The sequence below is a fragment of the Flammeovirga sp. SJP92 genome (assembly GCF_001583495.1).
In the GTDB taxonomy this organism is placed as follows: Bacteria; Bacteroidota; Bacteroidia; order Cytophagales; family Flammeovirgaceae; genus Flammeovirga.
This window is the reverse complement of the sequence record NZ_LQAQ01000098.1, coordinates 229,759-242,352: the sequence shown is the minus strand read 5'-3', so window position 1 is coordinate 242,352 and position 12,594 is coordinate 229,759. Positions and strand designations below refer to the sequence as shown.

Here is a 12,594-nt window from a genome sequence, read left to right as displayed (position 1 = left end):
TCAAACAACAAACAAAAACATGAACAAGAAAATCACAGTACTTGCAGGTGACGGTATCGGATTAGAAGTTACAGGCATTACTCAAAATATATTAGAGATCATCGGTGAGCGTTTTGGTCACTCATTTGAGTTCTCTCCAGCATTAATTGGTCACTCAGCAATCGAAGCAACAGGCGAGCCTTGTCCACAAGCAACAATTGATGCTTGTAAAGCTTCTGATGCAGTACTATTAGGTGCTGTAGGTATGCCAATGTATGACAACAATCCTAACTTAAAAGTACGTCCTGAGCAAGGTTTACTTAAAATCCGTAAGGAATTAGGATTATTCTCAAACATTCGTCCTATCAAATTATTTGATGAGTTATTATATACTTCATCAATCAAACCTGAAATTCTTCAAGGTTCTGACATCATTTTCTTCCGTGAGTTGACGGGTGGTATCTACTTTGGTACTCCTCGTGAGCGTAACGAAGACGGTACTGAAGCAATTGACACGTTACGTTACTCTAAAATGGAGGTGGAACGTATCGCTCGTCAAGCTTTTGAATCAGCAATGACACGTCGTAAGAAATTATGTTCTGTAGATAAAGCCAACGTATTGGAATCTTCTCGTTTATGGAGAGAAACAGTACAAGCACTTTCTGCTGAATACCCTGAAGTAGAAGTTACTCACATGTTCATTGACAATGCAGCAATGCAATTGATCCGTGACCCTAAGCAATTCGACGTAATTGTAACAGGAAACATGTTTGGTGATATCCTTACTGATGAGGCTTCTCAAATTGCAGGTTCTATGGGTATGTTGCCTTCTGCTTCTGTTGGTTCAGAAATCGGATTGTACGAGCCAATTCACGGTTCTGCTCCTGATATTGCAGGCAAAGGTATCGCTAACCCAATCGCTTCTGTACTTTCAGGTGCATTATTGTTAGATATCTCTTTCGGATTAAAAGACGAGAGCGATGCGATCATCAGTGCTGTTGATCAATTCTTGAAAGATGGATACAGAACGTTAGATATCGCTACGGAGGAAACTCCTGAAGATAAGCGTATGAATACTGAACAAACAGGTAAGAAATTGGCAGAGTTATTAGCTTCTGTGACAGTGTAACTACCTATTGTTAAATACTAAGGATCCTGCCTTCTTCTCGAAGGTGGGATTTTTTTATGCCTAAAAATTGATAATATCATTTTGAGTGGCAGGAGTGGGCAGTCACAATATCCTTTTTAGGAATTAATTGATCTTTTTTCGGTAAAACTTACCCAGCTGATAGCGTTAGAATAATCATGTTGAAAACAAAATCTAAAACTTTAATATACAGCAAAATGAGAACTAAATCAGCTACTATTTTATTCCTTTTTTCAATCCTAAGTATTTTCTCATCATGTACTAAATCAAATGATGAGGTAGAACCGATTTATCCAACAGAGGGCAATGTTGAGTTCTATTATAATATCACAACTGAAGGTCTAAATGTAACGAAGCAATTTGTTACGGTTTATAATACAGAGAACGCAGACAAACTAGAAGACCTAAAACTATTTGAGTTTGGAAAAAACCTGTTTATCAATGTCTACATGAAAGACGGACGTAGAATTGATATTACAGATCAAAATGAAGGAGGCAACTTATATGATATCATTGCTAGTCAAGGTATCAGAATTCAAGATATTGATTTTGGTAAGCATATGTATAGAAATTTAGAAAGTGATAAAATAGTTATGCTTAATACTTCAATCAAGGTGGTGCATGAAATACTCGAAGATGAATAAATCGTTGTTTTATGAATTGATATGATTCTTTTATACCCAGAAAACACTAAGTCCTGTAATTTTTTACAGGGCTTTTTTTGTGTAAATCTTCTTATTTAATGACTACTACTTTCATTAGTTGAAAATAACTCTCCCTTCGTTGAAAATTTCTCAAACACATTTATAGGTTCTGTTTCTTTGTAATAAGTCAAGTGAACTATCCTTCTAACATCATTACGATAACAATGAAACCTATAATTTTACTCCTTTTAATCATATCCGCAACAACGGCTTGGTCCCAAGAAATCCTTCTGCAAGGAAAGGTGACTGGAGGCGACAACAAAGAAGCATTAGTCAATGCGTTAATTACTATTTCCAATGAAAATAATAAATACCAAGTCCTTTCTAATTTGGATGGAGAATATAAAATCACGCTCAAAGAAGCTGGAAAATATAAGCTAGAGGCCATGTATTTGGGGTATAAAAATTATGCTTCAATGGTAACCGTCACTCCTAAGACAAACCAATTAGACGTTACTTTGGAATCGATGTTTACAGAATTAAATGAAGTTGAAATTGTAGGTGATGTTCCTGTTGTGATAAAAGAGGATACCCTTCAGTTTTCTTCTAGTAATTATAAAACACATGAAGATGCTACAGCGGAAGATTTGGTTTCCAAAATTCCAGGAATGGACAGAGATGAAAATGGAAATGTCACTTCTGAAGGAGAAACTGTAAAAAAAGTACTTGTGGATGGAAAAGAGTTTTTTGGAGATGACCCGAAAAGTGCCATGCAAAACCTTCCTGCCGAAATGATTGATTATGTACAGGTCATTGATCAGAAAAGTGATCAGGCAGAATTTACGGGTTTTGATGATGGTAACAGAACTAAAGCCATCAATTTTGTAACGAAGAAAGATGCAAAATATGCTTATTTCGGGAAAGCTGAGGCGGGTTATGGTTCTGATGAACGTTATAGTGCTGGTGGTAATATCAATATTTTCAAAGGAGAACAACGTCTTTCATTTACAGGTTTGAGTAATAATGTCAATCAGCAAGGTTTTATGTCTGATAACCTTTCATCGGGTGGTCCTAGAAGAAGAGGCGGAGGAAGAGGTCGTGGAAATGGTACTCCAGGGGAAATTTCAGCTAAATCTAATGGTATTAATACTTCTCACCTTTTAGGTACTAATTATATTGATTCTTGGGGTGAAAAAATTGACGTAACAGGAAGCTATAGTTACAAGTTGGTGGACAATGTAACCGATGAGGCTTCTTCTACTGAATACCTTGTTTCTGAAAGCAGTAATCAGATCGTTGATGAAATTCTTGATATCGATTCAAGAAAAGAGAATCATAATTTTAATTTCAGAATGGATTATGAATTAAGTCCTAAAACCTCTATTCGTATTCGCCCATCCATTAAAATGGAAAATGGAAACAGTGCCAACAGCAGTTTATCGAATACTTATTTGAAAGACGGAACAGATCTCAATAGTTCTGATATGAAACAGTTCAGCACCAACAACTCCGCTGATATCAATAACTCTTTCCTTATTCGACATAAATTAAATGATAATGGCAGAACGCTGACCTTAGACTGGAAATTGTATTATCATAATGACGACACCTATCAAGATGTATTTACCAACATCAATTATTTTGAAGGAGATAATACGGAAAACGATTCTACGGCTCAAAGAATTCTAGGAGATACTGAAAAATTCAGAACATCAGCTAATTTAATATTCACTGAAAAACTGGCTAAAAACCTTCAGTTAAAGCTCAATTATTTTCAAAGTTGGGAAAAGCAGGATGTTAATACTAGAACGTATGATATCATGGATGATGCTAACGAAGGGGATTTTATTGAAGAACTTTCGAATACATTCACCTCCAATCAAAATATTTACAGACCAGAAGCAGGGTTACTTTTCAAGAAAGAAAAACTGAATATTACCACTTCACTTCAGTATCAGTATTCGGCTTTACTGAATGAAAGCATTTATCCTACTCAAGAGAATACCACTACGAATTTTGGTCACTTCTTACCTTCACTTTCCATTAATTATAAATTTTCGAGAAGTAAAAGATTACGTTTCTCTTATCAGAAAAATGTCTCTTTACCGAATGTCACCAACTTACAATCTGTAGTAGATTATAGTGATCCATTAAATATTTCATCTGGTAACCCTTATTTGGAAGGAGAAGAAAGTCATGTGTTGCGTTTCAATTATAGAAACTTCAATATCGCTAGAAAGGAAATGTTCTTCATTAATCTATCGGCGACACAAACCGACAATAAAGTCACTCAATATACTTTTATTGCTGAAAATGACACCACAATCAATGGTGTGCCAGTGAGAAAAGGTGCTTCTTATACTTACCCCATCAACTTGGACGGCTACATCAATGCCAGAGGAATTATGGTTTACTCCAAACCAATCAATCCCATCAAAACCAATATTTCTTCCATGACAATGGGTAGTTACACAAGAAACGTGGGTATCACTAACGATATCACTTCTTTCACATATGATAAGTCATTGGGACAAGGCATTCGATTATCAAGTAATATCAGTAAAAGAGTCGACTTCAATATCTCAAGTATGTGGACTTACCACTGGATCAACAACAATGCAAATGCTTCCTTGAACGGAAATTACCTTCATAATAATATCAGAGCGAGTATAAATGTTGAACCTATTGAAAGGTTGATTTTGAATACTTCTTTCACTGGAAATATTTATAATGGTGATGATGATTTGATTCAGGATAATATCTATAAATGGAATGCTCATATCGCCTATAAAATGTTCAAAAATAGGAGAGGGGAAGCCCGATTCTCCGTTTCAGATATTCTTAATCAAAACAGTAGCATCAGCAGAACGGTAACAGAAAGCTCTATTCAAACGAGTACTTACAATGTGCTTCCACGCTATTTTATGGTTTCTTTTATTTATCGACCTAAAGGAAAAACCAATCAAAAAGGTTTTGGTGATAGAGGGGGCAGAGGTCCGAAGCCATTTTAAATAAATTTACATTATTAAAAAATACACAAAAATGAAAAATCTAATTTTTACATTCCTTCTTTTAAGCCTTAGCAGTCTTGTATTTGCGCAAAGAAATTTCCCGTCATTCACACCACAAGAGTTCCCAAAAGAACTTTCTAAAGAATTGAAATTAGACGAAAGCACTGAGAAAAAATTAGGCAAATTATATATCCAATTGCAAGAAGATGTGATGAATACCATCATGATTGCTAGAAAAGATGGTGAAACGGATCGAGCAAAAATTAAGGCTGAAACAGATGAACTTAGAGATAAACATCTTATGAAAGCCAAAGGCATTCTTGATGCTGATACTTATGCTTCTTATGAAAAATTCATGTTGATGGAACGTGGTGAAAAGCAGGCTTACCTTTTGGAATTAAAGCTTGAACTTACTCCAGATCAAAAGGAAAAATATGATGCAATCAACGCTTCTTCAAAGCAAGTTTTCAAACAAATCAGAGAGCAACATAAAGGAGACCGTGAAGCAATGAAAGAGGCTTTGGAACCTGTTATGAAACAACATGAAATGATGCTTTCTCAGGTGCTTACTGAAGAGCAAATGACTATTTATAAAGAGGCGAGAGAGGCAATGAAAAAGAAAGGGCGAAGAGGTGGAAGAGGAGAAAACGGTAGAAGACCGTTCTAGAAATTGCATTAAAAAAGTCAGTAGCTTAGTTTTTTAACTATATCGCAAGTGTTAAGCCGATAGGCGTCACTTGTGATAAATATTGTCTCCCGACTTCGAATGAGTCAACACCTTATTCATAAATATTTCGAAGTCGGGAGACTTCGCCAGAGTAGTTCCAAGTGACGCTCACGCTTAACACTTGAAACATGGATTTGTAACAAAAAAGCACAAGTCTAGCCTATTGCCTAACTTGTGCTTTTTCTATTTTATCTTAACGATTCAATTCCATATGATACCCCAAATCGTCTTTTTCGTACTCTTCAATACTCAGTGGCTGTTTACTTTTAATCAACCGAATGCTATGCGTACTTCTAAAATAACGAACATCTATTAAGGTATCTTTGAACTGAAAAATTGAAAATCCCCAATCGTATAAATCATATTTTAGGTTTATTGCCTTATCGTATCTCGATATTGATTCCACTACTTTGAAGTATTTTGAAAGGGCTTCATTATAGTTTTTAAAAGATACTTCTTCAATATAATATTGATGATTATTGATTGTGTAATCGAAACTATCTTCCAAATTTCCATACTTAATCCATCTTTCTTTTTTGAAAAAGACAATCAATAAAAACACCGAAATAAGTATTACAATAAACAACATGACTTTTATAATTTAGAAATTAAATTTCCCGTTTGAATTTTTCGCTTCCGATTCTGGAAGGATTTCTTGAATCGCATCCCAATGTTCTACGATTTTCCCACCTTCTAGTCTGAAAATATCATAGAATGCTACCTCTTTTTTCATGAAAATCCCTTCAGAAACAGCAATAACAAAGTTTCCTTCACCAAATAAGGCGTGATTTTTCTTGTAAACCATTGGCATTCCGGCCTTATTCAGAGCTTCAATAGCTTCACCCAATCCGGCTAAACCATCTTTTACATTGGGGTTATGCTGTAAATACTCTTCCGTAGATACATAATCCGTGATTTTCTCAGGATGCTTTCCGAATAAAACATCATCAATAAAGTGCTTGACAATCTTTTTATTCGATTTCGTTTTATCCAAATCCTTGACCTCAGCTGTACCATCTATTTGAGACCTTCCAGAAGCTGTTTCAGTGACTTTCTCCTGTAGGTTGTCCCAGTGTTCTACAATCAGACCATCTTCAAATCTAAAGATATCTATTCCGATTTTCGGCCCGAAGAAGTTGTAATCAGTATGAGCGATTACAAAATCTCCATCTTCGATCACTCTTACCGTGTTTGCCTTTGCTGAACCTTCTGGCAACTGCTGTAAAACCGCTCCAAAACCGGCCAAACCATCTGCTACAGATTGATTATGCTGAATGTATTTGTTTGGGTTGATATAACCCGCAGGAGCTGAATCTCCTGTTTCAATGCTTTTTAATAATGCTACTACCTTGTCTTTGTTCGATACTTCCATTTTACTAGAGTTTGATGATGAATCTTGAGCTGAGCTTGATAAAAAAGCCATAATTAATACGGCTAATGAGTATATTTTCTTTGTCATGGATTACTATGTTTGTTTAACAAAATCAACATTACAAAGGTGGCGGATAGAGGAAGTTTTATAAAGGTAGATTTACGCCCTTGAATGATACATTTACGCCTTACTTGTTTTTTACTCTAAAGTCAGCAGGGGTGACAGTCGTATGTCTTTTAAAGAACTTGATGAAGTTAGTGGGTTCGTCATACCCTAGCTCATAGGCAATTTCCTTTACCGGTTCATCCGTATGCACCAATAATCTTTTGGCTTCCAAAACTACTCTTTCATCAATGATCTTTTTGGGTGACTTTGACAGTACTTCAGCGGTTGACTTATTCAACTGTTTCTCTGACAAATTCAATGAATTCGCATACCATTTCACCCCTTTTTCTTTTTTATAAGACTCTTCTAAGTGTTCTTTAAAGTTGATCACATTGGTCAGATAGAGACTAGGTTCCAATTCTTGTATACCTTGTTCTCGGTATGCTCTTTCTGATTGTAATAAGAATAAGTAAAGTAATTTATGAAGGACCTCTTTTTGAGCCTGATCTTTCTTCTTTTCCACCTCTTGATTCATTTGGTGGAAAATAAGTTCTAATGCCTCTCTATTAATAATAGGTGATAATTTTGCGACGTCATAAAGGTCACTATATAAAATAGAGGTCGTAATATATCTAAAGTCATACTTGGTTTGACAGAAAAAATCGTTGGTGAAAATGATTGATTTTCCCTCATAATAGCCATTTGCATCGTAGAGATTCACGGAGTTTTGCGCTACAAAAATTAAGGTATTGTCTTCAACTTTTATGGGTTTAAAATCTACATAGTGTGTGCCGTGTCCTTTTTCAATCCAAAGAATATGATAAAATCTCGCACGATGTGAAGTTGTTATTAAATGATTTTTCTCTTTAAATATTTTTTGAAGATCAACAATTTCAAACTCCAATCCATCCTCATTCTTCCTGAAGTCGTATTTTTTTATTTCTTCTTTCATCCACAATCGGGTTATTATTCATACAACAATTTGAAATTTCCAAACTGCACTATGTTAATGGCTATTTTTCGTTAAATTACAGAAAATCAAAATGAAACATTGATGATAAATCGATAAATTTAACGTTTCATTTCTAAGCTACCAATTTCGAATTATAATCAGCTGTAACATTGAAATCACTTATAAAGAACTTCAATACGTTTTTTTTAATAGTATTTACGTCTACTTCCATTTTCGCTAGCACTATCGACAGTTTACAAGAAAAACTTTCAGATACTTTTGAACCTCATCAAAGAGGGGAATTAATGCTTCAGTTAGGGAAAAAGTTTATTGCCGTTGACATGGACCGTGCAATAGATTATACCACTGAAGGCATAATGCTTTACGAAGAAAATAAGGATGATCAGCTTTTGGGTGAATTATACAACCTCAAGGGCAATATCTATCTTTACAAAGGGCAATCTTACAAAGCAAGAGAAGCCTACTTCAATGCTATTCAACAATTTAGAAAAATCAAAAACAAAGAGTTGGAAGTAAGATCACAAACCAACTTATGTCAGATTTATCAACAGGAAAAAAATTACCCTAAAGCGTTAGCTGAATATGACAAAGCCATCGCTACAGTCAAAGAGTTGTCTGAAGATATTCAAAACGATTTACTCCCACACCTCTATCTCAATAAAGGTACACTATATGATGAACTCAATGAACCTGAAAAAGCCATTCACCTCTTCAATCAGGTCATCAGAATGTGTAAAAATGAATCACAATTGATTATGAAAAGTAAAGCCCTGCACAACCTTTCGAATCAATATGCCAATCAGAAAAGATATGAAGATGCTTTAGAGGTTTTAGAAGCTTCTTATAAGATCAAACAAGAATTGAATGATGAGAGAGGGGAAATCAACTCATTAGTGGCCTTTGCACATATTGCTTCTCAACAAGGTCGTTTTAAAGAAGCCGAAAAGTTTTATTTAAAAGCCATAGAGCAAGCAGATGAGGTGAACTCTCCTGTTGACCTCAAAAATGTCTACTACGGATTATCTACTTTTTTTGAGAAAAATGGACAAACTGAAAAGGCATTTCAATACTTCAAAGAGTACAAAAAAGCATCAGATGAGCTCCTTCAACAGCGATACAGCAAAGGAATTGCAGACTTAGAACAGAATCAAATCAAAGCTTTAGAAAAGATTCAGCTGTTGCATGAGAAAGAAGAACAGCAAACGATTATTATCATTCTTACGTGCCTTTTTATTGGTATTATTTCTATCATTTTGATGGTACTCAGAGTTCAGCGTTTGAAAATGATCAACGCAAAGCAAAACGAGGAAAAAGCTAATATTGCGAGAGAGCTAGAAACGGTTGAACATCAATACACACAAGAGCAAAACAAAGTATTGCAGTCTCAAGTAGAGTTTAAGGACAAAGAATTGACGACAAACATTATGCACTTAATGCAACAAAACGAGTTGATTAATAAGGTCTCTGAAGAATTGCTGAGTATTGATTCTGAGTTGGACAGTAATAATAAAAAGAAGATCCGATCGATTGTTTATAACCTCCAGAATGCCAATCAAGGAGAAGTTTGGAAAGAATTGGAATACCGTTTTGAACAAGTGCACTCCGACTTCTTTGATAAATTGCATCAAAAATTTCCAAGCCTTTCTCCTAATGAAAAGAAGCTTTGTGCATTCCTCAAATTAAACTTAAGTACAAAAGATATTTCCAACATTACACATCAAAGTGTGAAGTCCATTCAAGTGGCGAGATATCGACTCCGTAGAAAGTTAGAAATCAATAATACCGATGTCGATTTTCAAACTTTCTTTGATAATATCTCCTACAACGAAAAATAATTTTCAAACAATTAGTCAGCAGTGTTGATTCATTCATTTGCATCTATTAATATCGTATATCATTTTTTTGAAGGGATAAGATGAAGATAGAGGGATTAAAATTTATAGATCTATTTGCTGGTATTGGTGGTTTTCATAAAGCGTTGACATCGTTTGGAGCAGAATGTGTTTTTGCTTCTGAATGGGATAAATTTGCCGTAAAAACCTACCAACGCAACTATGGTATCCAACCTCACGGTGATATCACTCAGATTGATGAAAAAGAGATTCCTACTCATGATATCCTTTGCGCTGGCTTTCCTTGCCAAGCCTTTTCTGTATCAGGCAAACAAAAAGGATTTGAAGATGCCCGCGGTACTTTATTTTTTGATATTGCGAGAATTGTAAAGCACCATCAACCGAAATTACTCTTTCTAGAAAACGTCAAGAACTTTGAAAAACATGACGGAGGAAATACCATTCAAGTAGTCATCAAGACTTTAGATGAGCTAGGGTACAATGTAAAATACAAAGTGTTGAATGCATCAGAATTTGGTTTACCTCAGAACAGAAAACGAATTTACTTTGTCTGCTTCCGAAAAGATATCACCACCGATGAATTCCACTTTCCTTTACCTCATCAAAAACATGTTAGCCTAAAAGACTTTCTCGAACAAAAACCTGATGCCAAGATTGTCAACCGCCCTGACATCGACATTTATAAAAAATACAAACCTAAAGAAGATAAAGAAGGAAACGTCATTTTACCCAATCGCCCCATACAAATCGGAAGAGTCAACAAAGGCGGTCAAGGAGAACGTATCTACGACCCCATCGGTCATGCTATAACGTTATCTGCCTATGGAGGAGGTGTTGGAGACAAAACGGGTTTATATAAAGTAGGTAATCAAATCAGAAAACTCTCCCCGAGAGAGTGTGCCCGTATTCAGGGGTTTGATGATAATTTTATTATTACTTCAGCCCATAATCAAGCTTATAAGCAGTTTGGAAATAGTGTGGCGATTAATGTTTTGAAGGCGATTTTGGGGGAAATTGAAAGGATCAAAGTGAATTCTTAAGGAATTTACTACAAGTATGGTATATTGAATTATGTTCACTAACAACAACTTGCAAACTATAGAAAAGTGAAAGAATTTTATAAAAGAAAGTTTAAGAATAAAAGCCGATTTGAGTTAGAATTAATCGTTGATAATGCTTCATATTATCATCCTGAAGCTGTTCTTGTAGCAAAGTCTTTGATTTTATTGAAGGAGAATGAATCAAAACAAGATGATAAAGAAAATCTTGGAGAAGATCTAGATATTATAGAGCAATCAATCAATGACCTTCTTTTATTCCTAAAAACTTATCGAATAAACTATTTCCTCAACTATATAGTTTCAATTCAAATTGTTTACTCAGCTTTTCTTTTTCTAAAGTTTTACGAAGAAGAATTAGGTTTAGACCCAGTTAACGATTTCACTTTTTTTTGGATTGGACTATTGATCAACCACATATTATATATAATTGAAACAAAGAAAATTTATACTTTTCTAAGCAGAGTTATTAATGATTTATTCTTCCTAAATATCATATTCGTTTTTCTCAAAATAATAGGCGGTATAAACATATCCTCAATAGAGGATGCAGCTGTAACGATTTTCATTATCGTAGTAATAATTGTTTTCATAGAAATAATTTTTTCAATCACTTTCACCTTCACTAAATTTTTATGGCAACAATTACAAAAATTAAAATAGGCATTATAGTATTTACATTATCGATAATTCTTTCAATTAAACTAATTGAAAATAACTTCTATAAGCCTCATAAAATAAATGATTGGAAACAACTAGAATGGTCTAATTTTCAAGGTATTCCAAAACCTTTCTCAATATATACTGCTGCAATAGCTAGTGATATAAAACTTGTAGAAGACTCAACAAGTGAACATAAATATTATGCAAAAGCATTTCAAAATGAGACACTTTCATGGTTAAATAAAAATGACACTACCTCTGAAAATTCTGCTTACATTTTAAAGCATGAACAATATCATTTTAACATTACAGAGATTTTTGCACGAAATCTAAATGAAGCATTATATAAAGATCTTCCTCTTTCTGAAAGTGAAATAATAGACTCATTTAAGGTACATAGAGCAAAGTTAAGAGTAGAACAAGAAAAGTATGATAAGGAAACAGATCATGGACTAATCATTAGTCAACAAAAATACTGGGAATATAAAATTGATTCAGTTTTATTCCGTCAAACAATCAGTATGCAAGAAGGATTGAAAGGATCTCTTTTTGAAGGTTACGAAGTAATATCTGATGATGATTTCAAAAATTACAAGTATTATAAATATAATATGGGGTTTCAATTAGGTATTAGATGCTTAGGAGAGGAAGACTGGAATATTGACGATAAAATTATGACTTTTTTATCATCCGATAATATAGAAATTTATTATTTAGATAGAGAAACTCAAGCTAATAGCCAATTTGGAATACATTCAATATATGTGATGAAAGACCAACAAACTAAATATAACTATTATTCAATCAGAAGAGGTGATATTGCCTTTTCTATTATGACTACATATCCTTACAGTTCTGATTCTACAGGATATGAAAGAATATCTAAATCATTTTTAAACAGTATTACAATTCATGGTAAGCCATTAATAAATTAAACACCATCAAAAATACCTCAAAAAGATATTCATGATGGTGTTCATCATTTATAATAAAAAAAGTCCTAAGCCTTCACCAATTGCCCTTTATTGACAATCGCTACAGCTTTACCTTTTAATTCTTTTC

At 34.2% G+C, this 12,594-nt stretch carries 11 protein-coding genes; 8 read left to right on the top strand and 3 right to left on the bottom strand.

Going from position 1 to position 12,594, the window contains the following annotated elements; all coding sequences use genetic code 11:
* Positions 1-19: 19 nt before the first annotated feature.
* From leuB to AVL50_RS25190, 4 genes are all read left to right on the top strand, one after another.
* Positions 20-1,108 carry a 3-isopropylmalate dehydrogenase gene (gene leuB / locus AVL50_RS25205; RefSeq protein ID WP_044207617.1) on the top strand — a complete coding sequence of 363 codons (1,089 nt, stop codon included), beginning with the start codon at positions 20-22 and terminating at the stop codon, positions 1,106-1,108.
* A gap of 215 nt (positions 1,109-1,323) precedes the next feature.
* The gene (locus AVL50_RS25200; protein ID WP_157491535.1) at positions 1,324-1,770 is read left to right on the top strand and encodes a hypothetical protein; all 447 of its coding nucleotides are present in this window, start codon (positions 1,324-1,326) and stop codon (positions 1,768-1,770) included.
* A 224-nt stretch (positions 1,771-1,994) separates the two neighbouring features.
* Entirely contained in the window at positions 1,995-4,781 is a 2,787-nt protein-coding gene (locus AVL50_RS25195; protein ID WP_062619632.1) for an outer membrane beta-barrel protein, read from the top strand.
* 31 nt (positions 4,782-4,812) lie between these two features.
* Complete coding sequence (locus tag AVL50_RS25190) at positions 4,813-5,448, top strand: hypothetical protein (protein WP_062619630.1); 636 nt, start codon at positions 4,813-4,815, stop codon at positions 5,446-5,448.
* Positions 5,449-5,701: 253 nt separating this feature from the next.
* Here AVL50_RS25190 and AVL50_RS25185 read toward each other — a convergent pair whose 3' ends face one another.
* The 3 genes from AVL50_RS25185 to AVL50_RS25175 all read right to left on the bottom strand — a co-directional run bounded on the left by AVL50_RS25185 (position 5,702) and on the right by AVL50_RS25175 (position 7,937).
* Positions 5,702-6,097 carry a hypothetical protein gene (locus tag AVL50_RS25185; RefSeq protein WP_062619628.1) on the bottom strand — a complete coding sequence of 132 codons (396 nt, stop codon included), beginning with the start codon at positions 6,095-6,097 and terminating at the stop codon, positions 5,702-5,704.
* Positions 6,098-6,109: 12 nt separating this feature from the next.
* Positions 6,110-6,967: a hypothetical protein gene (locus AVL50_RS25180; protein WP_062619627.1), complete on the bottom strand. Its 858-nt coding sequence runs from the start codon at positions 6,965-6,967 to the stop codon at positions 6,110-6,112.
* Positions 6,968-7,067: 100 nt separating this feature from the next.
* The gene (locus AVL50_RS25175) at positions 7,068-7,937 is read right to left on the bottom strand and encodes a helix-turn-helix domain-containing protein (RefSeq protein ID WP_062619625.1); all 870 of its coding nucleotides are present in this window, start codon (positions 7,935-7,937) and stop codon (positions 7,068-7,070) included.
* 170 nt (positions 7,938-8,107) lie between these two features.
* On the opposite strand from AVL50_RS25175, the gene AVL50_RS25170 reads away from it, so the two are divergent.
* The 4 genes from AVL50_RS25170 (at position 8,108) to AVL50_RS25155 (ending at position 12,467) form a co-directional block, all read left to right on the top strand.
* On the top strand, positions 8,108-9,793 hold the full coding sequence (locus tag AVL50_RS25170; RefSeq protein WP_062619623.1) for a tetratricopeptide repeat protein: 1,686 nt from the start codon (positions 8,108-8,110) through the stop codon (positions 9,791-9,793).
* An 80-nt stretch (positions 9,794-9,873) separates the two neighbouring features.
* Entirely contained in the window at positions 9,874-10,851 is a 978-nt protein-coding gene (locus tag AVL50_RS25165; protein ID WP_062619621.1) for a DNA cytosine methyltransferase, read from the top strand.
* A 66-nt stretch (positions 10,852-10,917) separates the two neighbouring features.
* Entirely contained in the window at positions 10,918-11,532 is a 615-nt protein-coding gene (locus AVL50_RS25160) for a hypothetical protein (protein WP_062619619.1), read from the top strand.
* On the top strand, positions 11,505-12,467 hold the full coding sequence (locus tag AVL50_RS25155) for a hypothetical protein (RefSeq protein WP_062619617.1): 963 nt from the start codon (positions 11,505-11,507) through the stop codon (positions 12,465-12,467). The genes AVL50_RS25160 and AVL50_RS25155 overlap by 28 nt, the downstream gene beginning before the upstream one ends.
* Positions 12,468-12,594: the final 127 nt, after the last annotated feature.